This window comes from Haemophilus parainfluenzae (assembly GCF_003252725.1).
GTDB lineage: Bacteria > Pseudomonadota > Gammaproteobacteria > Enterobacterales > Pasteurellaceae > Haemophilus_D > Haemophilus_D parainfluenzae_L.
Window position 1 is genome coordinate 43479 of sequence record NZ_QEPO01000007.1, and the last position, 20512, is coordinate 63990.

At 39.0% G+C, this 20512-nt stretch carries 22 protein-coding genes; 10 read left to right on the forward strand and 12 right to left on the reverse strand.

Annotated elements, in window-relative coordinates:
* The first annotated feature begins 71 nt into the window (after nt 1–71).
* The 5 genes from DPV85_RS08210 (at nt 72) to DPV85_RS08230 (ending at nt 3194) form a co-directional block, all read left to right on the forward strand.
* A complete protein-coding gene (locus DPV85_RS08210; protein WP_005694761.1) occupies nt 72–455 on the forward strand; it encodes a hypothetical protein in 384 nt (127 codons plus the stop codon).
* Nucleotides 456–579: 124 nt separating this feature from the next.
* Complete coding sequence (locus tag DPV85_RS08215; protein ID WP_049367587.1) at nt 580–948, forward strand: hypothetical protein; 369 nt, start codon at nt 580–582, stop codon at nt 946–948.
* Between the two features lie 261 nt (nt 949–1209).
* Nucleotides 1210–1713 (forward strand): contact-dependent growth inhibition system immunity protein, encoded by a 504-nt coding sequence (locus tag DPV85_RS08220; RefSeq protein WP_049373798.1) that lies wholly within the window; start codon nt 1210–1212, stop codon nt 1711–1713.
* 200 nt (nt 1714–1913) lie between these two features.
* A complete protein-coding gene (locus DPV85_RS08225) occupies nt 1914–2858 on the forward strand; it encodes an Imm49 family immunity protein (protein WP_111327689.1) in 945 nt (314 codons plus the stop codon).
* A gap of 87 nt (nt 2859–2945) precedes the next feature.
* Entirely contained in the window at nt 2946–3194 is a 249-nt protein-coding gene (locus tag DPV85_RS08230; protein ID WP_049369604.1) for a DUF7683 domain-containing protein, read from the forward strand.
* Between the two features lie 77 nt (nt 3195–3271).
* On the opposite strand, the gene glpK is transcribed toward DPV85_RS08230, so the two are convergent.
* Nucleotides 3272–4783 (reverse strand): glycerol kinase GlpK, encoded by a 1512-nt coding sequence (glpK, locus tag DPV85_RS08235; RefSeq protein WP_049374892.1) that lies wholly within the window; start codon nt 4781–4783, stop codon nt 3272–3274.
* Nucleotides 4784–5155: 372 nt separating this feature from the next.
* On the opposite strand from glpK, the gene DPV85_RS08240 reads away from it, so the two are divergent.
* Nucleotides 5156–5899, forward strand: a complete 744-nt coding sequence (locus DPV85_RS08240; protein ID WP_111327690.1) for an MIP/aquaporin family protein — start codon at nt 5156–5158, stop codon at nt 5897–5899.
* Between the two features lie 72 nt (nt 5900–5971).
* Here the strand turns inward: DPV85_RS08240 and DPV85_RS08245 are convergent, their stop codons facing one another.
* From DPV85_RS08245 to cysZ, 5 genes are all read right to left on the reverse strand, one after another.
* Nucleotides 5972–6742: an amino acid ABC transporter ATP-binding protein gene (locus DPV85_RS08245; RefSeq protein ID WP_111327691.1), complete on the reverse strand. Its 771-nt coding sequence runs from the start codon at nt 6740–6742 to the stop codon at nt 5972–5974.
* Nucleotides 6743–6751: 9 nt separating this feature from the next.
* On the reverse strand, nt 6752–7468 hold the full coding sequence (locus DPV85_RS08250) for an amino acid ABC transporter permease (protein WP_111327692.1): 717 nt from the start codon (nt 7466–7468) through the stop codon (nt 6752–6754).
* The gene (locus tag DPV85_RS08255) at nt 7452–8225 is read right to left on the reverse strand and encodes an amino acid ABC transporter substrate-binding protein (RefSeq protein WP_111327693.1); all 774 of its coding nucleotides are present in this window, start codon (nt 8223–8225) and stop codon (nt 7452–7454) included. Before DPV85_RS08255 ends, DPV85_RS08250 begins: the two co-directional genes overlap by 17 nt.
* A gap of 182 nt (nt 8226–8407) precedes the next feature.
* The gene (gene cysK, locus DPV85_RS08260; protein WP_111327694.1) at nt 8408–9358 is read right to left on the reverse strand and encodes a cysteine synthase A; all 951 of its coding nucleotides are present in this window, start codon (nt 9356–9358) and stop codon (nt 8408–8410) included.
* A 100-nt stretch (nt 9359–9458) separates the two neighbouring features.
* Entirely contained in the window at nt 9459–10304 is an 846-nt protein-coding gene (gene cysZ / locus DPV85_RS08265; RefSeq protein ID WP_111327695.1) for a sulfate transporter CysZ, read from the reverse strand.
* 170 nt (nt 10305–10474) lie between these two features.
* Here cysZ and zipA point away from each other — a divergent pair, with 170 nt between their 5' ends.
* Both zipA and ligA read left to right on the forward strand, forming a co-directional pair.
* A complete protein-coding gene (gene zipA, locus DPV85_RS08270) occupies nt 10475–11521 on the forward strand; it encodes a cell division protein ZipA (RefSeq protein WP_111327696.1) in 1047 nt (348 codons plus the stop codon).
* Between the two features lie 82 nt (nt 11522–11603).
* The gene (ligA, locus tag DPV85_RS08275) at nt 11604–13607 is read left to right on the forward strand and encodes an NAD-dependent DNA ligase LigA (RefSeq protein ID WP_207798043.1); all 2004 of its coding nucleotides are present in this window, start codon (nt 11604–11606) and stop codon (nt 13605–13607) included.
* Nucleotides 13608–13708: 101 nt separating this feature from the next.
* On the opposite strand, the gene DPV85_RS08280 is transcribed toward ligA, so the two are convergent.
* The 6 genes from DPV85_RS08280 to tsaD form a co-directional block, all read right to left on the reverse strand.
* Complete coding sequence (locus DPV85_RS08280; RefSeq protein WP_054420346.1) at nt 13709–14272, reverse strand: hypothetical protein; 564 nt, start codon at nt 14270–14272, stop codon at nt 13709–13711.
* Between the two features lie 57 nt (nt 14273–14329).
* A complete protein-coding gene (locus DPV85_RS08285) occupies nt 14330–14716 on the reverse strand; it encodes a YgiW/YdeI family stress tolerance OB fold protein (RefSeq protein ID WP_111327697.1) in 387 nt (128 codons plus the stop codon).
* A 276-nt stretch (nt 14717–14992) separates the two neighbouring features.
* Nucleotides 14993–16213: an aromatic amino acid transporter gene (locus DPV85_RS08290; protein WP_070582944.1), complete on the reverse strand. Its 1221-nt coding sequence runs from the start codon at nt 16211–16213 to the stop codon at nt 14993–14995.
* A gap of 36 nt (nt 16214–16249) precedes the next feature.
* The gene (locus tag DPV85_RS08295) at nt 16250–16831 is read right to left on the reverse strand and encodes a thymidine kinase (RefSeq protein ID WP_111327698.1); all 582 of its coding nucleotides are present in this window, start codon (nt 16829–16831) and stop codon (nt 16250–16252) included.
* Nucleotides 16831–17067: a hypothetical protein gene (locus DPV85_RS08300; RefSeq protein WP_049357145.1), complete on the reverse strand. Its 237-nt coding sequence runs from the start codon at nt 17065–17067 to the stop codon at nt 16831–16833. The genes DPV85_RS08295 and DPV85_RS08300 overlap by 1 nt, the downstream gene beginning before the upstream one ends.
* 8 nt (nt 17068–17075) lie before the next feature.
* Nucleotides 17076–18104 carry a tRNA (adenosine(37)-N6)-threonylcarbamoyltransferase complex transferase subunit TsaD gene (tsaD, locus tag DPV85_RS08305; RefSeq protein ID WP_111327699.1) on the reverse strand — a complete coding sequence of 343 codons (1029 nt, stop codon included), beginning with the start codon at nt 18102–18104 and terminating at the stop codon, nt 17076–17078.
* A 218-nt stretch (nt 18105–18322) separates the two neighbouring features.
* On the opposite strand from tsaD, the gene rpsU reads away from it, so the two are divergent.
* Together rpsU and dnaG are read left to right on the forward strand one after the other, a co-directional pair.
* Complete coding sequence (gene rpsU, locus DPV85_RS08310) at nt 18323–18538, forward strand: 30S ribosomal protein S21 (RefSeq protein WP_005694732.1); 216 nt, start codon at nt 18323–18325, stop codon at nt 18536–18538.
* A gap of 135 nt (nt 18539–18673) precedes the next feature.
* A complete protein-coding gene (gene dnaG, locus DPV85_RS08315) occupies nt 18674–20458 on the forward strand; it encodes a DNA primase (RefSeq protein WP_111327700.1) in 1785 nt (594 codons plus the stop codon).
* Nucleotides 20459–20512 lie beyond the last annotated feature (54 nt).

The following is a 20512-nucleotide window of genomic DNA, read 5'->3' on the forward strand; positions in this document are numbered from 1 at the left end:
TAGGCGTACAATGAAGGGGATTTGGTCAATCATCCAATCCCCTTTTTTATTTCAACGAAAGGAATATTCTTATGGAAAAAGGTATTCTTGGGCCGCATGAAGGCAAGGAGCTGGAATTAATGTTAAGGGGCGAAAAGCAAGTGGCATTATTCAATCAGGAGCTTGGTATTCCTGATGCCTTTCTCCCTTATCTTGAGCTAGGAATGCTTCATTCAAAAACAGTACAACGTCATGTAAATGATGTTTGCTTAACTGATTTTATTGTCTATTTACCTCAATCTCTTGCACTCGCTGAACAGATGGAAGTGTTACTTCCTGCAAGCACTGTGAATGGTTTTGATCCTAAAGTTGAACGTGAAATCGGTCGAATTCTTGGCTACCGAGAAAAAGATATCGAGTACTATATTCAGCATTTTCAAGATAATTTAGAGAAGTATCGGCAGCAGTATAGTTGATAGATTTAAATCCAAGTGTGAACAATAATTTTAAATATTAAAAAATATTCTCCTGGATGACGTTATATTTCTATAAAATATGGCTGTTTTATTATTTTCTATAAATTTATATTTAAGGTAAAAGATGATAGCAAAGAATAAGTATCTCATATCTTTATTTATAATTATTTATCTTGGAATACTTGCTTATGGAGTTTTGTCAGGAGGAATTTCTAAAAACTATACTAGAAAACAAGAGGGAGAGCGTCTTTATACGGCAATAAACCTTCAATTTAAAGATAAAATTCAATATCAAAATGTAGACTTCAGGTATGTTAAGGTTAGTTTGCATCTGCTCGGTGAGTTAAGTGATTATAAGGATTTTGTGTCTAAACGAGGTTATTCCGAAATTAGAGAAAATGTTTACTGTAAAAATGGTAATTTGATTACATTACACCACAATTTTCCTAATATTGAATTTCATTATGAATATGATTCTTCAGTATGTAAGTGATGTTTTAAGCGAGTTAATACTCACGTAAAAATTAAAATGTAGTACTTTTCAAATAAAAGTGCGGTCAAAAACATAAGAAATTTTGACCGCACTTTTGTTTCCAAAGATGATTATTCTAAGTAAACCTTATAATTTCACATTCACTTTTCTGTAGAAATATCACTATAGATAGAATAACAAGTCAAAGTGGTAAATTAGGTAATTGTTTAATGTATACTAGATCGAAAGGAACTAATATTATTGTTAATAAGGTAAATTGATATGACCAAACCTAAAGCTGCTTTTGTTAGAATTAATAAAGATTTCTTATTAGTTACCTCTTTTATTAGAGGAATGATTGCAATGACAGATCCAGATCAAGATTTTATTTTTAATGAAGTTGATATTTCTGATTTAGATCTAGGAAAGTTAATTAAAGAAAAGCTTAATGAAAGTAAAGAAATTTCGTTCGAAGAGTTTCAGGCTATCTTTAATTCTGAAAAAATGAAAGGATTACAAAAAAATCTCGAAGAGGAGATGAAAAAACGCTATGGATACAAAAATAAAAAATCGATCTATAAGGATATGTCTTTTTTATCTTTAGAACAAGAAGCTAGTTTTATAATTATAGCGCCACTTCACCAGGATTCTCTTGGTGGGTATTCAGGAATTTCACTTCCTGATAATTCACCATTAGAATTTAAATATGACAAGAATATTTCAGATGAAGAATTAGGAAAAGCTGTAAGAGAAGCCCTGACGTATTGTACGAGTATTTATCGGTAATATATTTCCTCAAAATATAAAGTGCGGTCAATTTCCAAAGAGTTTTTAAACCTCTCAAAAACTGACCGCACTTTCGTATTTTCAACGATGCTTATGTTAAGTGAATCAACTATTATAGCAGGTGTAGATAAATCAAATGGTAAAGTTGTGTTATTACCAGTTAGAGTTCCTAATAATAATTAGTCGTAAGAGGTGTAAATATGGAAAAGTATAAAGTTTTTTTAGGTAGTGATATTGCAAAGACTTACAGTGATGCAAAGAAATTCACTTTGGATAGGGTTGAAGAATATGTAGAATTTGACAATAAAAAATTGAAACTAGTATTGAGTCATATAGAAGAGTTCAATGGAAATGTATTTTCATTGATATTTTGGCTGAAAGATTATCATGTAGCATTAGCCTCTAAGCATTTATTAGAAAATGATATTTTAGGATTTAAAGAAAATGCTTCTATTGCGGGTTTCTTAGGTATTTTGTCTGAATATGATTTTCAATGGGCGTACAACGGAATTAATACAAATTTCTTTTTTATGAGTTTGCTTTCAGATAATCAAAAGTTGATTGATTATTTAATTAAACATCGTGATGAAATTGTGGATATTTCAGTCCCCTATAAACGAACTGATACGAGACCTTTTTTTAATGCGAACACTTTATTGGCATTAAGTGGCGATTGGCAATTATTAAAAGAACGCGCACTCACATTCTTAAATGATGAGAAAAAAGCCCGTGGTGATTTAAAGCGCATTCCTGATCATGAATTTTATGTGGCACTAGCAGATAAAAATATAAAAGGAATGCAAGAGGCTTTAGATAAATTACTCGAACTTAAGCTTGCTAAACGAGCAGCAAAAGACACCCTTTTACATTTTGATTTTTACTTGCAACCGCAAGTTTTAATGTATGCCAAAATCGCAGCAATCCACGGTTTTGATTTGGGTATTGATAGCCCTATAGCACCCAAAGAATTGATTGATATAAATCCATTAGCAGAATATAAAATTCCTTATGATTTTATGAAATTATTTGATTTTGATGCGCCCCATCAAGTTTGGGTAAATTATGTCAAACAAAGAATGGAAGAAGCGAAGCAAAAGAAAGTTGAAAATAAAAAAGGATTTTGGGCTTCATTATTTGGTCGATAGACAAGGAAAGGAATATCATGAAAGTAACTTCTGTAGAGCATTGGAGTTGGTTGCATAAAGCCTTAGTGTTAAATATTTAGAGATGATATGAGTCCAAAAGTTAGAAGATATATTGAAGTATATAGTAATGAAACAGATGAGTTGCTTTATTCTTATAAAATAACAATTCCTGATCATCTAGTTATTGAGATAGTTTCACCTGATGAGGATGATGAATTTGCATTTTTTTCATATATTCTGACTCAGGAAAAAGTTATTTCTCTAGGCGGTAAACATATTATAGATGAATATCATAACAAAGATGTTGGATATTATGTTGCCTGTTATCAAGCATAGGATATATAGATACCAAATAAAAGTGCGGTCAAAAACACAAGCGATTTTGACCGCTCTTTATTATTGGCTAGAAAGGATTATTCCGCGTCTTCTTTTGCCCATTCTAATGAGCGTTTAACGGCTTTTTTCCAACCTTTATAACGACGTTCACGTTTTTCTTCATCATTATCTGGTGTAAAGGTTCGTTCTACACGTGCTTTGTCGTGAAGCTCGTCTAAATCTTTCCAGAAACCAACTGCAAGACCAGCAAGGTAAGCTGCACCAAGTGCAGTCACTTCTTTCACCACTGGACGCTCTACGTTCACATCCAAAATATCCGCTTGGAATTGCATTAAGAAGTTATTGTTGGTTGCGCCGCCATCGACACGTAAATATTGTAAGCGTTGTCCAGAGTCAGATTGCATTGCTTCTAATACGTCACGGGTTTGGTAAGCAATAGATTCAAGGGTTGCGCGTACAATATGGTTACGGTTAGAACCACGAGAAAGACCGAAAATTGCACCGCGTGCATACGGATCCCAATATGGTGCACCTAAACCAGTGAAGGCTGGTACAACATATACCCCATTGCTATCTGGGACTTTTTGTGCGAAGTATTCGGAGTCGTGGCTGTCATGAACGATTTTGAGTTCATCACGTAACCATTGGATTGAAGCGCCTGCAATAAATACCGAACCTTCGAGTGCGTATTCAGGTTCACCTTTGGCGTTACAAGCGATGGTGGTTAATAGACCATTTTTAGAGGTAATAGCTTTATCACCGGTGTGAAGCAACATAAAGCAGCCTGTACCATAGGTATTTTTCGCTTGGCCTGCGCGTGTGCATAGATGGCCGTAAAGTGCCGCTTGTTGGTCACCCGCAATACCCGCAACAGGAATACGTACGCCACCTTTACCCCCGATGTTGGTTTGGCCATACACTTCGGACGAATTACGTACTTCAGGTAGCATAGAGCGTGGAATATTTAATAATTCCAACATTTTGTCATCCCATTTTTTCGTATGGATGTTAAATAACATGGTACGGGATGCGTTGGTGTAATCCGTTACGTGAACACGGCCTTGGGTTAATTTCCACACAAGCCAAGTATCTACAGTACCAAATAGAAGTTCGCCGCGTTCCGCTTTTTCACGTGCACCTTCTACATTATCCAAAATCCATTTCACTTTTGTACCCGAGAAATAGGGGTCTACTACTAAACCTGTGGTATTGCGGATATAGTCTTCATGACCATCTGCTTTAAGTTTGTCCGTAATATCTGCAGTACGACGACATTGCCACACAATCGCATTATAAATCGGTGTGCCGGTTGCTTTTTCCCACACAATGGTGGTTTCACGTTGGTTAGTAATACCAATTGCCGCGATTTCGTCAGAGGTAATGCCTGCTTTTGCAACGACTTCGTTTAATGTTGAACTTTGTGTAGCCCAAATTTCCATTGGATTATGTTCCACCCAGCCTGCGCGTGGATAAATTTGTGTAAATTCACGTTGGGCGATTTCGACAACATTCGCATTGTGATCTAATAATACTGCACGAGAACTTGTGGTACCTTGGTCCAAAGCGATGATGTATTTTTTGTCTGTCATGGTTCTATTCCTTAGAGTGCTTGGCACTCTCATTAAATGAATGAAGAAATTTTGAGCTTAAACGAACAAATTGCGAGCCTAACTTAATTGAATTCGAATCTAATTGGAACAAGCAATGTTTTGTTTTGTGATAGCTGTCACAGATTTCGCCCTGAAAATATATAAACGATTGCGTTAACGCACAAAATAATGTGATCGCTCTCTCATTTTTAGAAAATGGATCGGTTTTATCTATTGAATTAATTGGTTAAAACTAGATAATGAAACCACTCACTTTGAGTATCTCAATATTTGATCAAACAACGAAACGAATTGCAAATCAAGATTTCTTTAATGAAATCATTAAGTTAATCATTATTTGGAGATTCTCTTATGAATGCCTATTTTGCAGAATTTTTTGGCACAGCACTTTTAATCCTGTTAGGTAACGGTGTGGTAGCCAACGTATGTTTAAATAAAACGAAAGGGCAAAGTTCTGGTTGGATTGTGATTACTACCGCGTGGGCATTTGCAGTGTATGTGGCCGTCGTTGTGACAGGTCCTTACAGTGGGGCACACTTAAATCCAGCGGTAACACTTGGTGTGGCAATGAAAGGTGTATTTGCTTGGGAACTGGTCCCTGGCTACATCGCGGCACAAGTTGTGGGGGGCATGGTAGGTGCGTTGTTGGTTTACATTATGTATAAAGATCACTTTGCAGCGACCGAAGAAGAGGGCTTAAAACGCGCTTGTTTCTGTACTGAACCCGCAATTCGTAACTATCCAATCAACTTAGTGAACGAAATTGTTGGTACCTTCGTACTTGTCTTCGTAATTTTCTACCTTGCAGGGGCAAATATTACGTTACCTGGCACAGCAGAAAGTACGCCAATTGGTTTAGGTTCTATCGGAGCATTACCTGTAGCCATTCTAGTGTGGGCAATTGGTTTAAGCTTAGGTGGCACAACCGGTTATGCGATCAACCCAGCTCGAGATCTTGGACCACGTTTAACCTTGGGTCTTTTCCTTGGGGGCACATTAAAGGCCAAAGCAGACTGGGGATACAGTTGGGTTCCTGTTGTAGGTCCATTTATCGGTGCGGCTTTAGCTGCAGTATTCTACAACGCCATTATGTAATTCATTCGAATAGAAAGAGCAGTCAAAATTCATGGTGTTTTTTGACCGCTCTTTTTATATTTAGAAGTTTGATTAAATACAATAATCTTCGAATTCCATTGGCATTTTAGCTTGCAATAGGAATTGTTTGGTGCGATCTTGCTGTGGACGACTGAAGAATTCAACCGCGGTATTTTGTTCAACAACTTGACCATTTTCCATGAGAATCATGCGATCTGCTACGTCTTTGGCAAAGTTCAACTCATGGGTGACGATAATCATAGTCCAACCTTCTTGTGCGAGCATTTTGAGTGCCTGTAACACTTCACCAACGAGCTCTGGATCGAGGGCAGAAGTGGGCTCATCTAATAAGATAATATCGGGTTTAACTGCTAAAGCTCGGGCGATCCCGACACGTTGCTGTTGACCACCAGACAGTTGAGAGGGATATAAATCCGCTTTTGCTTTTAAACCAACTTTTTCCAATAATGCCAAGGCTTTTTCACGTGCAGTCTCTTTCGGTTGTTTTTGCACAACCACCATGCCCTCCATCACATTTTCGAGTGCAGTGCGATGGGGAAATAGATTGTATTGTTGGAACACCATTGAGGAACGTCGACGCAATTTTAGTTCATCGGATTTGCTGATCTTTTTGCTGAAATCAATAGTTAAGCTTCCATCAGTAAATGCTAATACCCCTTTTTCCGGGCGTTCGAGTAAATTTAAACAGCGTAAAAAAGTTGTCTTGCCTGAACCTGATGGACCCAGAATGGCAACCACTTCACCTTTATTAATTTCAAAATCAATGCCTTTTAATACATGGTGGCCATTAAAACTTTTCTGAATATTCGTGACTTTTAACATAACCAGTCCTTATAAATGGCGAGAAAGGCGTTTTTCTAAACGGGTTTGCCCCATCGACAGCACAAAACAGAATACCCAATAAATGAGAGCTGCTTCACTATAAATTAAAATAAACTCATAGTTTTCAGCCGTGATGTTTTGCGCCACACGGAATAACTCCGCAATCCAAACGAGTGAAGCCAGAGACGTATCTTTCACTGTGCTAATGAATGTGTTTGATAGTGAAGGGACGGAAATGCGTAAAGCTTGCGGCATAATGGTACGCACGAAAGCTTGTGTATAATTCATTCCTATCGCATAAGAGGCTTCCCATTGACCTTTAGGAATCGCAAGAATGGAGGCTCTCACGGTTTCTGCTGCATAAGCACCAATATTAATGGAGAAGGCAATAATTGCAGTTGGGAAAGGCTCAAGTTTGATGCCAACTTCAGGTAAACCGTAGAAAATAATGAAGATCTGTACCAACATTGGCGTGCCGCGAATAATTGAAATATAAGTGCGACAGATGCTCTGTAGAATTTTCGTCATTAAATTGGGATGCGGCAATGTGCAAATTACAGCCACGATGACAGCAATGAATAAACCGCAAAAGAAAGAAATGACCGCTAGGGGAATCGTATATAAAATTGCCCCTTCCATCATAGGCCAAAACGAGCTGATTACATAATCAGCTCGTTCTGCGGTCATAAATGGAAGGCTTGCTAACCAATTATTGAGTAATGTCATCGCCAAACCATTTGATTGAAAGTTGTTTTAAAGTTCCGTCTTTGCGTAGTTCTTCAAGTGCTTGGTTCACTTTCGCAATAAGCGGTTCTTCACCTTTCAAGAAAGCAAAACCGGTCGGGATTTTTTTATCACTTTCTACGGCAATTTTTAAACCTGCATTAGGTTGTTTTTTAAAATAATCTAATACTGCGAGTTTATCGTTTACTGTTGCATCAACACGGCCTTGTTTTACTGCTTCAAGGTTTTGTGCCAAGCTATCAACAGTCACAATAATTGCACCATTATCACGTGCATCTTTGCTCCAGTTACTGGTTGCAGATTGTGCAGATTTTTTACCTTTTAAATCAGGGAATGATTTAATGCTATCGTTATCGACTTTCGTCACGATGACGCCAGCAGAGTAGTTATAAGGTGCACTGTAATCATATTTTTTTAAACGTTCTGGGCTTGGATTGGTTTGGTTCGCAATAACATCAAAGCGTTTTGCATTTAAACCAGCATACATGCCATCCCAAGCGGTTTCTTTAAATTCAACTTTCCAACCTAATTTTTGCGCAACTTTTTCGATAATTTCCACATCGAAACCGGTTAACTTGCCATCTTTGTCGTGGAAAGTGAATGGTGCGTAAGTTCCCTCAGTACCGACTAATAAGGTTTTAGTTTGTTCAACGCGATCAGCAATTTCACCTGCGTTAGCAAAAGTAGAAAGAGCTAATCCAGCCGCTAAAAGTGCGGTGCTAAAAAATGATTTTTTCATAAGTATTCCTTTTTTAGATAAATAACGAAAGTGAAATGAATTATAAGAAGCGGAAAAGAAAAGAAAAGTATTATTTATTTATGAATTATTTCCTTTAGTTATATTAAATAGAAATTGTTTAATTAATAAACAAAAAAGGTCTGTAAAAACAGACCTTAGATAAAATGAATTCAATCAATAGATTAAGCCTCAATTCCTTCAAATAACGCCGTACTTAAATAACGTTCTGAAGCCGAAGGTAAGATCGCGACGATTAATTTATCTTGGAATTCTGGTAGTTTTGCTAAGCGGTCAGCCGCTGCCACAGCCGCACCAGAAGAAATACCCGCAAGAATACCTTCTTCAGCCATTAAGCGACGAGCAGTCGCAATTGCCGTATCGCTATCTACAGTTTCCACGCGATCAATTAATGATAAATCTAAGTTTTTCGGAATGAAGCCCGCACCGATACCTTGAATTTTGTGTGGACCTGGCTTCACTTCTTGGCCTGCAAGGGTTTGGCTAATAACAGGTGATTCTGCTGGTTCAACCGCCACAGAGGTGATTTTTTTACCGTGATCTAATTTGATCGCACGAGAAATACCGGTAATTGTACCGCCGGTACCGACACCAGCCACTACGACATCAACTTTACCTTCCGTATCTTTCCAGATTTCTTCACCAGTAGTTTGACGGTGAATGTCCGGGTTAGCCGGGTTTTCAAATTGTTTTAGCATCACATAATGATTTGGGTTAGACGCCACAATTTCTTCTGCTTTGGCAATCGCACCTTTCATCCCTTTTGAACCTTCAGTAAGCACAAGATTGACGCCCAAACCACGTAATAAACGTTTACGTTCAAGACTCATGGTTTCAGGCATGGTTAAGGTGATTTTATAACCACGTGCAGCAGCTACATAAGCTAAAGCAATACCGGTGTTACCGCTGGTTGCATCCACAATTTCTTTACCTGCCGTTAAAATGCCATCTTTTTCTGCTTGCCAAATCATATTGGCACCAATACGGCATTTCACGCTAAAGCTTGGGTTGCGACCTTCAATTTTTACGACAACGTTGCCATTGTGTCCGAAGTGTTTTAAACGAACTAATGGCGTATTACCGATTGAGTATGAGTTATCTGCATAAATTGTCATTTTACTGTCCTTTTATATTTGTGAATGAGTTGATGCAGTAGTTATAACACCGGTTTTTATATAAAAAAAATAGTTAATAGCTATATTTTATAACTAAATGCTATTTATTCACGATGCTATTTCCTGAAGGCTTAATTTCAGTACTACTAGAATGTGTCACAATTTGTGTTGAACCCGAAGTGCGGTCAAAATTCATATCAAATTTTAATTGTGAGCGATAATTTTCGACCCACATTACGGTCGCGCCACAGACTGCAACGGGAATAACGACTAAATTAACAATCGGTAATGCGGTACAAAGGGTGATTAATGCTCCGAATGTCAGGCTTTGTGTGCGTCTTTCGCCTAATGCATTTTTCATGATGCCAAAGGAAATCTTGTGGTTATCAAACGGATAGTCACAATATTGAATTGCCATCATCCAACAGGTAAATAAGAATGTCAGCACAGGAATAATGGTTTGTCCGATAACAGGGATAAAACTCAATAAGAACAAGCCTACAAATTTCGGTAAGCTGTACCATAGTTTTTGCCATTCACGATTTAGCATACGTGGCACATCTTTCATAATTTCGGCAAAACCATCATCATTAACTGCTTCTCCAGTTAGCATTTTTTCGACTTTTTCTGCTAACAATCCATTAAACGGCGCGGCAATAAAGCCTGAAAGCGTTGTAAAGGCAAAATAGAAAAATAAGAGAATTGAGCCAATAGACAACACAAGCAAAATCACGCTTAAAAAGCTTAGCCAATCTGGAATAAAGCTCATCACCCAGTCAATCATCGTGGAGATTTGTGAGACAAATAGCCAGAATAAGCCTGTAAGTAGAACGACGTTAAGTAAAATTGGCATAATCACAAAACGGCGTAGGCCTTTTTGTGTAATAAAATGCCAACCCATCACGAAATGATTGAAAGCAGATTTTATTTCATTTTGATCGATCATCATTGTTCCTTTAAATTGAAAAGTAAAAAATACAAAATGTCACAGAAAGACAATATTTTTTGAGAAAAATTCCATCTCATCCCTTTTAATCTCTTGTTTGCTTTCCTATTTTTTCACCTGTGGAAATGTGATAGGATTAGCAAAAATCATTGCGTTAAGGAGCAACAAGAATGGACTTAAATACCATTTTGATTATTTTAGGGGTAATTGCTTTAATTGCCTTAGTGGTACACGGATTATGGTCAAATCGCCGTGAGAAATCAAAATATTTTAAAAGCGCGAACACATTTAACCGCACTTCTAAAAACGGTGAGGTCAATCCTTTTTCGCAAGCTGCTGATCCTAATGCGGATATTCGTTTAACACATCGTGCTCAAGCGGCGCAGCCTGTACAACAACATGTTCAACCTAAAGTGGCACCACAGGCGACAAGCCAACAGCAATTTAATTTTGATGAGCAACGTGCTCAAGTGGATGCGCGTCAAATAGAAAAAAGCGTGGATGATATTAAAATCTCCTTACCAAATCAGCCGGTTTATGAGATGAATACAACGCAACCTGCTCCTGCGCCAGCTCCACAACCAGAACCCGTGGTTTATCCTGAAACGAATGTACAACCAAAACCGCGTGTAGCAGAAATGACAATCGAAGAATTAGAAGCACAAAGCAATGATTTTGACGGTGTGAATTCTTCTTCACCTGAATTGCGTGAGCAATTAGCTGAGATGTCATTAAATCCAACTCAAGAACCTACTCATGAGAACGTGCATTTTAACTATCACGAACCAGTACCAGTAGAAGTAGAAAAACCAAAACAAACCACCGGTTTTGTTCAACTTTATGTGATTTCGAATCAAAATCGTGAATTCTATGGTCCACAATTATCTCAATCTTTAGAAAACCTCGGTTTTATTTTTGGCGAGCGTCAAATGTATCACCGCCATTTTGATTTAAGTGTGGCAAGCCCAGTGTTATTTAGCGTGGCAAACATTGAACAACCAGGTACGTTTGATTATTACAATATGGCCGAGTTTTCAACCATGGGTGTAGTGCTCTTTATGCAGTTGCCATCTCCAGGTAATAATTTGGCTAACTTACGTATGATGATTCGCGCAGCGAAAACCATCGCAGAAGATTTAGGTGGTGTGGTATTGACTGATCAGCAAGAGATTTTTGATGATATGGCTGAGCAGGATTACTTATCTCGCATCGCATAAAAAGCATGAAAAAATAACCGCACTTTGGGCGAGCCGATGGTTCGCCCATTTTAATTCAATGAGTAAACCGTTAGAGAACATTATGAGCCTTCAGCAACAAATTGATACATTACGTCAGGATCTTCGTCGTTATGAATATGAATATCATGTATTGGATAACCCAACGATTCCTGACGCGGAATATGACCGTTTATTTCATCAACTTAAAGCCTTAGAAGCCGCCCATCCGGAACTCATTACGGCAGATTCACCTACTCAACGTGTGGGCGCCAAACCGCTTTCTGGTTTTGCACAAATTCGTCATGAAATTCCAATGCTGTCTTTGGATAATGCCTTTTCAGACGAGGAATTTTATGCATTCGTAAAACGTATTGAAGATCGTCTTATTCGTTTGCCTGAACCACTCACTTTCTGCTGTGAGCCGAAATTAGATGGTTTAGCGGTGAGTATTTTGTATGTAAATGGCGTACTGACTCAAGCCGCAACCCGTGGTGATGGGACAACAGGGGAGGATATTACAGCGAATATCCGTACAATTCGAAATATTCCCTTGCAGCTTTTAATGGACAATCCACCTGCACGTTTAGAAGTGCGTGGCGAAGTGTTTATGCCACATGAAGGCTTTGAGCGTTTAAATCAACAGGCTTTAGAGAAAGGCGAGAAAACCTTTGCTAACCCACGTAATGCTGCAGCAGGTTCGTTGCGCCAGCTTGATCCAAAAATTACGAGTAAGCGTCCATTGGTATTGAATGCTTATGGTATTGGTATTGCCGAAGGGGTAGATTTGCCGAATACGCATTATGATCGTTTGCAATGGTTGAAGTCTATTGGAATTCCGGTAAACCCAGAAATCCGTTTATGTAACGGCACAGATGAAGTGTTGGATTTTTATCGTGATATTCAAAATAAACGTAGTGCTCTTGGCTACGATATTGATGGTACCGTGTTGAAAATCAATGATATTGCGTTACAAGAGAAATTAGGTTTTATTTCCAAAGCGCCCCGTTGGGCGATTGCTTATAAATTCCCTGCACAAGAAGAATTAACTCGCCTAAATGATGTGGAATTCCAAGTGGGCAGAACGGGGGCTATTACACCTGTAGCCAAATTAGAGCCTGTATTTGTGGCAGGGGTAACGGTAAGTAATGCCACATTACATAACGGCGATGAAATTGAACGCTTGGATATTGCGATTGGCGATACGGTGGTGATTCGCCGTGCGGGAGATGTGATTCCACAAATTATCGGCGTATTACACGACCGTCGCCCAGCAGATGCGAGACCGATCATTTTCCCTAAAACTTGTCCTGTATGTGATTCGGCCATTGTTCGTATTGAAGGTGAAGCGGTAGCGCGTTGTACGGGCGGTTTGTTCTGTGCAGCACAGCGTAAAGAAGCGCTTAAACATTTCGTTTCTCGCAAGGCCATGGATATTGATGGCGTAGGGGGTAAATTAATCGAACAGTTGGTGGATCGTGAATTAATTCATACGCCAGCCGATTTATTCAAGTTAGATTTAACCACACTGACTCGTTTAGATAGAATGGGTGCAAAATCGGCTGAAAATGCCTTAGCCAGCCTTGAAAAAGCGAAAAATACGACGTTAGCACGTTTTATTTTTGCTTTAGGAATCCGTGAAGTGGGGGAGGCGACAGCATTGAATTTAGCAAATCATTTCAAAACCCTAGAAGCGTTGCAAAATGCAGATTTAGAAGCCTTACAGCAAGTGCCTGACGTGGGTGAAGTGGTGGCAAATCGTATTTTGGCGTTTTGGCATGAACCACATAATGTCGCGGTGGTGAATGATTTAATCGCTCAAGGCGTACATTGGGAAACCGTGGAAACCAAAGAAGTGACAGAAAACCGCTTTAAAGGCAAAACGGTGGTGTTAACCGGAACCTTAACTCAAATGGGACGTAATGAAGCTAAAGCCTTATTACAAGACATGGGCGCGAAAGTGAGCGGCTCGGTTTCAGCGAAAACGGATTTTGTGATTGCTGGTGATGCAGCCGGTTCTAAACTGACAAAAGCGCAAGAATTAGGTGTGGCTGTTTTAACGGAAGAAGAATTTCTGGCTCAGATTTAATCGTCTCAATCGAAAAAATACTAAAAAAATGACCGCACTTCATCTCATCTCAAGATTAAGTGCGGTTTAACTTTTCTTCTTAATAAACGATAGCAGACATTTTAAGCTCTTAATTTACTGGCTCCGCGTTCCAGTTGTTTTGCCAAGCATTCTTTTGAAGCAATAATCTGTTTACCAAAGCGTTTATATAAACGTTGTTTTAATTTTGCCAACCCTTTCACTTTAGCACTTTTTTCTGCCCCAAATAACTGCTTAATATGGAGTGTCACCTGACCAATTTCTTGTAAGGCAATACCTGTTTTGGCTTTTAATTCGTTTAATTGGAACGTGATTTTTTCCTGTACATTCTGTTCTAATCGTTGTGTTAATTCTGCCGTATCGGCGGTTTCATTTTGACACAACTGTTCAAATTCGGCGATTTCTGTACTGAAATCTAGCTGTAACCCTTGTTCCAGTTCAATTAATACTGCAGTGCCGTATTCCAATTGTGATGTTAATTGCTGTTGGCTCTGAACTAATTGATTTTGAATGGCTTCACTTTGCTCAATACATTCATTTAATGATTGTTTCATTTCTGTTTGTTGCTGCATAGCAGAGGCTTTTAGTGAATCAATTCGTTGTTGAATTTGCTGCATAAGATCTGACATTGTTTGTACGTTTTCCATTCTCTTCTCCTTTGGGATTTTTAACCGCACTTAAGAAAAGTGCGGTCATTTTGTTAGTTATTTTTTGATGATTTGTTTTACATCAACTTCTGTTTTATTCCATTCTTTATCGACTTTACCGATAATTTGAATGTTATCTTGAGGTGCTATCGTTTGACCATTCCATGCTTTTTTGCTGACTTCAATTTGGATTTCTTTTCCACTTGCGTCTTTAAATAAGAAATCCTTTTTACCAATTTGTTTTACAATTTGTCCGTCTAAACGAACTGGAGTGTTATCATTGGCACTTAATGCATCAGCAACGGTTTTTACAATGACGCTTTCATCTACAAAACCTTGTTGAGTGACTTGATTATTGCCATCATTAAATCCTTGCGCTATTGCGGTGTTATATACGGCAACAGAAGATAATGCGATAGCTGCAACAGTAAGTAATTTTTTCATAGTTTGTTCTCCTAAATAAGATAATCATAAAGTAAGTTGAAAGTTTTGCTTTCAGATGTATTAAATCATTCAAATCTTAATCTTTTCTTAAGTGATTAACATTTTTCAGATTTATTTATCGATTGGGTTGTTTGCCTTTCGATGAGTATATTTAAACAAGAGAATCTTAAGGAAAGATTAAGAGAGGTAAAAAAAATGAAAATTTTTTGAAAATAAAAAAATAGGGCGTTTAAGCCCTACTTTTATGAGAAAAATGCCTTGAAAATCTACCGCACTTTAGCCTGCTACTGCAGGTAAATAACCCGATTGAATTAAGAATGGCACGATCATAATGATTACGCCAATTACTAAGGCTATCACTAAGGTTACGTTTCCACCGATTACACGATAAGGCAGATTTGGATTTGCTTGACGTGTTTTCCATGCTAGTCCGATAGGTAAAATTAAGCAATAGAACGCACAGAGTAAGCCCGCATAGCTTAATGCAGCGATAAAGCCTTCAGGATAATACAAGGCAAATGCAAGTGGTGGTGTGAAGGCAGCAACAGTAAGTGTCAAACGGTTGTGTGGCAATTTGTAACGTTTAAATAAATCGCCTAAACCTTCAAATACCCCAAGCATGACACCTAGGAAAGAGGTGATTAATGCAAGTGCAGAGAACACACGCACGATTTCACCCATGATGTGGGAGTTCGTGATTTGACGTGTTGCATTGACTAAGCCGTTAAGGGTTGGATCCGCTTGTAACACTTGCACAAATTCATTCTGGCTTAATACACCGTGAGTCGCTAATTGCCACACTAAATAAGCTACAAGTGGAATCGCTGTACCAATTAAAATCGCTTTACGGAATTGAGTAACACTACCATCTAAATAGCTGTTTACGCTGCCCATGATGATATGGAACCCAAATGAGGTAAAGAAAATTGGCGCTGCAGAGATCACGAAAGCATAATTTAAAGGTAAGGCCATCAGGTTATCGACAGACACTTTTGGTAACATCATGAATAACACAAAAGCAAAGGCAATTAATTTACCGATGAACAGAATGCGAGTGGCACCATCAACACCTCTTGTACCTACAACCACAAAGGCACCGAGTACGACGGTAAATAAAATGATAGAAAGTTCGGAGGAAAGGCTTTCAAAACCAAAAGCGGTTGGTAAACCTGATAATAATGAACCACCACCGGTGATATAGGCTGCAGAAAGGGCATAAAGTAAAATGAGCAAACTAAAGGTGGCTAAGACACGTCCAGTGATGCCAAAGTATTTTTCCGCGAGAGTTGCCACGCCATCATTCAAGCGATCTGCAGTTTGATACACTTCAACAAAAAGCAAACCGCTGTAAACCAAAAGTGCCCATAAGCCGACTAATAAGAAAACGGTGTAACCAAAACCAATACCGGCAGAGGTTAATGGCATCGCGAGCATCCCCGCCCCGATGGTTGTGCCGGCAATGATTAAGGCACTGCCGAATGTTTTGTTTTTTAGCATAAAATTGTCCTCCGAGTATAAAATTGAAAAACGAGGTTAAAGCTGACCGCACTTTTCTTTGTAATGATAGCGGCAAACCGAAAGATAAGAGTCGTTTCCACCAATTTGGATTTGTTCCCCTTCCTTAATGACTTCACCTTGTTCATTTAAACGTAAAACGAAATTGGCTTTACGTCCACAATAACAGATTGTTTTTAATTCTTCTAGTTGATCTGCCCAAGCAAGTAAATACTTACTACCTTCAAATAGCTCTGCTTGGAAATCTGTTCGTAAACCATAGCAAAGCACAGGAATCTTCAGTTTATCCACGACATCACTTAATTGATACACTTGTTGTTTCGTTAAAAACTGGGCTTCATCAACTAAAACACAATGAATTTTTTCTTGTTGTAAACGTTGACTCACTTCAGCAAAAAGGTCACTCGTTGATGTAAATAGATTAGCATCTTCATGAATACCAATACGCGATGTGACTTTGCCTAATCCAAAGCGGTCATCAATGGCTGCCGTATAAACTATGGTGTTCATATTGCGTTCACGATAGTTATAGGAAGACTGCAGCAACGTGGTTGATTTGCCCGCATTCATCGTAGAGTAGTAAAAATAGAGTTTTGCCATTATTTAATCACCCATTTCCAGAAATAATAGGCAATAAATCCTGCAACAGGTGGACAGGCTGCTAGCATAAAGGTGCCGTAAGTTGCACCACCGCCAACCATTTTCCCGGCAGCTGAAAGCGCGCTAACGATATCACCACTTGGTGTGGTAAAAATCCATGCGCCAATAATCGCGAGCACTAAGAAACAAGCGATACCGGCTGCACGCATAGCTCTTACTTTAATCATATTTTCCATATTTTTCCTTAAATTGCAGGGAGTTCAGTCATTGCCCAACGAGGTTTAACATCAATGGCGAGATCGCTATGCTGACCTTGTTTTAAGCGTAAGAAACCCGTATAGGCAATCATGGCACCATTATCGGTACAAAATTGAGGTTGCGGATAAAATACTTCACCACCAAGATTTTTCATCATAGTGCCAAGGGTTTCACGTAATTTTTTGTTTGCACTCACCCCGCCAGCAATCACTAAACGCTTATAACCGGTTTCTTTTAAGGCGCGTTTACATTTGATTGCGAGCGTATCCACAACGGAATCTTGGAAGGCAAAGGCAATATCGGCTTTGGTTTGGTCGGTTAATTCCCCTTCTTGTTTGATCACCTGATTAATGGTGTTAGCCGCTGAGGTTTTTAAACCTGAAAAGCTAAAATCAAGGCCAGGGCGATCCGTCATTGGGCGTGGAAATACAAAACGATCTGGTGATCCTTTTTCGGCTAAACGTGAAAGTGCCGCACCGCCAGGATAATCTAACCCTAATAATTTAGCGGTTTTATCAAAGGCTTCACCTGCAGCATCATCAATAGATTCACCAATAACTTCATATTTACCTACACCATCAACGCGTACTAACTGTGTGTGTCCACCTGACACTAGGAGAGCAATGAATGGAAAGTGCGGTCGATTTTCATCAAGCATTGGCGCAAGTAGATGACCTTCCATGTGGTGTACGCCAATAGCGGGCACATTCCAGGCATAAGCCAGTGAACGCGCGATCGTTGCGCCCACTAATAACGCGCCTACTAAACCCGGGCCACTTGTATAGGCGATACCATCAATTTGATCAGCGGTTAAATTGGCTTCTTCTAATGCGGCCTTAATTAATGGTGCCGTTTTGCGAATGTGATCGCGGGAAGCCAGTTCTGGCACTACACCGCCGTAATCCGCATGCAAGGCAATTTGCGTGTAGAGTTGATTAGCAATTAAACCTTTATCTTCATCATAAATCGCGACACCTGTTTCATCACAGGAGGTTTCGATCCCTAAAATACGCATTTTCTTCTCATTTTATTAAAAAAATTGGCAAAGATTTTACCTTGTTTAGCCCACTTAAACCAGTTCAAACGCCAAATTTTCAGCAAATAGGCGATCTTTCCTTTGCTTTTGCAGGGAAGATCGATTAGAATTGCGTCCTTTATTGAATTTGCCGTTCATTCGGCAGTAATAAAAATTTAAAATTGCAATTAAATTAAACTCATTGAGGTGATTGGCTTATGCCTGTAATTAAAGTACGTGAAAACGAATCATTTGACGTAGCTTTACGTCGTTTCAAACGCTCTTGCGAAAAAGCTGGTATTTTAGCAGAAGTTCGCGCTCGTGAATTCTATGAAAAACCAACTACAATCCGTAAACGTGAAAAAGCAACGCTTGCTAAACGTCACGCTAAACGTAACGCTCGCGAAAACGCGCGCAATACCCGTTTATACTAATTTGTAGTATTTTCTAACTCGAGTTAAGACAAACCGTGAAACCTTTTGGGTATCACGGTTTTGTTGCTTTAAACTCATCGAAAAAAGTCACGCAAAATCAACCGCACTTTCGCACGTATTCAAGGAGGCAAGGCAATGAAAGGCTCAATTCCACGCCAATTTATTGATGATCTGCTCACAAAATCGAATATTGTCGATGTGATTAATGCGCGCGTGAAACTCAAAAAAGCGGGACGAGATTATCAAGCTTGTTGTCCGTTTCATCACGAAAAAACACCCTCCTTCACGGTAAGTGAAAAAAAACAATTCTATTATTGTTTCGGCTGTGGCGCGAAAGGTAATGCCATTTCATTTTTAATGGATTACGACAAGTTAGAATTTGTTGAAGCCGTTGAAGAACTTGCTGCTTCGGCAGGGCTTGAAGTGCCTTATGAAAAACGCCCAAATCAATTCGGCAATAAACCTGATGTGAGCTATCAAACAAAACGTAATTTATACGATTTAATGCAAGAGATTGCGTCGTTTTATCAAGCTCAACTCCCGCTAAATATTCCTGCTCAAAGCTATCTTCAGCAACGTGGTTTATCGCCAGAAATTATTGCTCGTTTTCAAATTGGTTATGTACCCAATGCGATGGATACGGTGTTGCGTCAATTTGGCAAAAATCGAGAAGAACAGAAAAAGCTGTTTGATTTAGGTATGCTTTCTCGTAACGATCGTGGCAATGTGTACGATAAATTCCGTAATCGTATTATGTTTCCGATTCGGGATAAACGTGGTCGTACGGTCGCTTTTGGTGGACGTGTTTTAACGGATGAAAAACCCAAATATTTGAACTCACCCGAAACCATTACATACCATAAAGGTAATGAACTTTATGGTTTGTATGAAGCCTTGCAAATCAATGATGAGCCAGAAAAATTGCTGGTGGTTGAAGGCTACATGGATGTGGTGGCATTAGCACAATTTGGTGTCAATTATGCCGTGGCATCCCTTGGAACATCGACGACCTCGGAACAAATTCAATTATTGTTCCGTTCAACAGAGCAGGTCATTTGCTGCTACGATGGTGATAGAGCGGGGCGTGATGCCGCTTGGCGCGCACTTGAAAACGCCTTACCTTATCTGGAAGACGGGCGACAAATTAAGTTTATTTTCCTGCCTGATGGAGAAGATCCAGATACTTATATTCGTCAATACGGTAAAGAAAAGTTTGAAGAATATATTGAGCAAGCCCAGTCTCTCACAGAATTCTTATTCGCGCATTTAAGTCCGCAGGTAGATTTCTCGACACAAGAAGGGAGAGGAAAATTAGTCGCACTCGCGGCGCCTTTAATTCGTCAAATTCCTGGTGATATGTTGCGCTTGTCATTACGCAATATGTTGGCGCAAAAGCTTGGGATCTTTGATCAATCACAGCTTGAAAGCTTAGTTCCAAATCAAATAGATAAGGCTGAACCAAAACCTAAAACGCCACAAAAAACCATTAAGAAAACGCCAATGCGTGTGGTGATTTCGCTGTTATTACAGAATTCACAATTAGTGAATCGTATTTCGGATGTGGGGTTGCAAGCCTTAAAGCATGAAGCAGGTTACGAATTACTAGCAAAATTGACCGCGCTTTGCCGTGAACGAGAAGGCATTACAACAGGGCAAATCTTAGAATATTTTCGTGATACAGAATTCAGTAAGCCCCTTGAAATATTGGCGTCTTGGGATCATCTATTAGACGACTTAGAAATCATTAATGCATTCTCTCAAAACTACCGTCGATTGAATATTCAAGCAATTGAACGTGATATTGAGATGCTTATCGCCAAAGAAAGGGCGGAAGGCTTAACTGATCAAGAACGAGCAATTTTAGTGAATTTGCTCAAGGGAAAAGAAGAGCAGAAAAAACAGTTAGTTAATCCGTCATAACAATGGTAAAATCTCCTGTTCAAAACAAGGGCTTTTATCTTCCAAAAATAACGC

What these genes read in the sequence shown, in the direction of transcription:
- glpK (WP_049374892.1), bottom strand. Translation starts at nt 4,783, where the DNA reads ATGACAGACAAAAAATACATCATCGCTTTGGACCAAGGTACCACAAGT.
- DPV85_RS08240 (WP_111327690.1), top strand. Translation starts at nt 5,156, where the DNA reads ATGAATGCCTATTTTGCAGAATTTTTTGGCACAGCACTTTTAATCCTG.
- DPV85_RS08210 (WP_005694761.1), top strand. Translation starts at nt 72, where the DNA reads ATGGAAAAAGGTATTCTTGGGCCGCATGAAGGCAAGGAGCTGGAATTA.
- cysK (WP_111327694.1), bottom strand. Translation starts at nt 9,358, where the DNA reads ATGACAATTTATGCAGATAACTCATACTCAATCGGTAATACGCCATTA.
- tsaD (WP_111327699.1), bottom strand. Translation starts at nt 18,104, where the DNA reads ATGCGTATTTTAGGGATCGAAACCTCCTGTGATGAAACAGGTGTCGCG.
- DPV85_RS08300 (WP_049357145.1), bottom strand. Translation starts at nt 17,067, where the DNA reads ATGGAAAATATGATTAAAGTAAGAGCTATGCGTGCAGCCGGTATCGCT.
- DPV85_RS08215 (WP_049367587.1), top strand. Translation starts at nt 580, where the DNA reads ATGATAGCAAAGAATAAGTATCTCATATCTTTATTTATAATTATTTAT.
- DPV85_RS08230 (WP_049369604.1), top strand. Translation starts at nt 2,946, where the DNA reads ATGAGTCCAAAAGTTAGAAGATATATTGAAGTATATAGTAATGAAACA.
- rpsU (WP_005694732.1), top strand. Translation starts at nt 18,323, where the DNA reads ATGCCTGTAATTAAAGTACGTGAAAACGAATCATTTGACGTAGCTTTA.
- DPV85_RS08250 (WP_111327692.1), bottom strand. Translation starts at nt 7,468, where the DNA reads ATGACATTACTCAATAATTGGTTAGCAAGCCTTCCATTTATGACCGCA.
- zipA (WP_111327696.1), top strand. Translation starts at nt 10,475, where the DNA reads ATGGACTTAAATACCATTTTGATTATTTTAGGGGTAATTGCTTTAATT.
- ligA (WP_207798043.1), top strand. Translation starts at nt 11,604, where the DNA reads ATGAGCCTTCAGCAACAAATTGATACATTACGTCAGGATCTTCGTCGT.
- DPV85_RS08245 (WP_111327691.1), bottom strand. Translation starts at nt 6,742, where the DNA reads ATGTTAAAAGTCACGAATATTCAGAAAAGTTTTAATGGCCACCATGTA.
- DPV85_RS08225 (WP_111327689.1), top strand. Translation starts at nt 1,914, where the DNA reads ATGGAAAAGTATAAAGTTTTTTTAGGTAGTGATATTGCAAAGACTTAC.
- cysZ (WP_111327695.1), bottom strand. Translation starts at nt 10,304, where the DNA reads ATGATCGATCAAAATGAAATAAAATCTGCTTTCAATCATTTCGTGATG.
- DPV85_RS08255 (WP_111327693.1), bottom strand. Translation starts at nt 8,225, where the DNA reads ATGAAAAAATCATTTTTTAGCACCGCACTTTTAGCGGCTGGATTAGCT.
- DPV85_RS08295 (WP_111327698.1), bottom strand. Translation starts at nt 16,831, where the DNA reads ATGGCAAAACTCTATTTTTACTACTCTACGATGAATGCGGGCAAATCA.
- dnaG (WP_111327700.1), top strand. Translation starts at nt 18,674, where the DNA reads ATGAAAGGCTCAATTCCACGCCAATTTATTGATGATCTGCTCACAAAA.
- DPV85_RS08220 (WP_049373798.1), top strand. Translation starts at nt 1,210, where the DNA reads ATGACCAAACCTAAAGCTGCTTTTGTTAGAATTAATAAAGATTTCTTA.
- DPV85_RS08285 (WP_111327697.1), bottom strand. Translation starts at nt 14,716, where the DNA reads ATGAAAAAATTACTTACTGTTGCAGCTATCGCATTATCTTCTGTTGCC.
- DPV85_RS08290 (WP_070582944.1), bottom strand. Translation starts at nt 16,213, where the DNA reads ATGCTAAAAAACAAAACATTCGGCAGTGCCTTAATCATTGCCGGCACA.
- DPV85_RS08280 (WP_054420346.1), bottom strand. Translation starts at nt 14,272, where the DNA reads ATGGAAAACGTACAAACAATGTCAGATCTTATGCAGCAAATTCAACAA.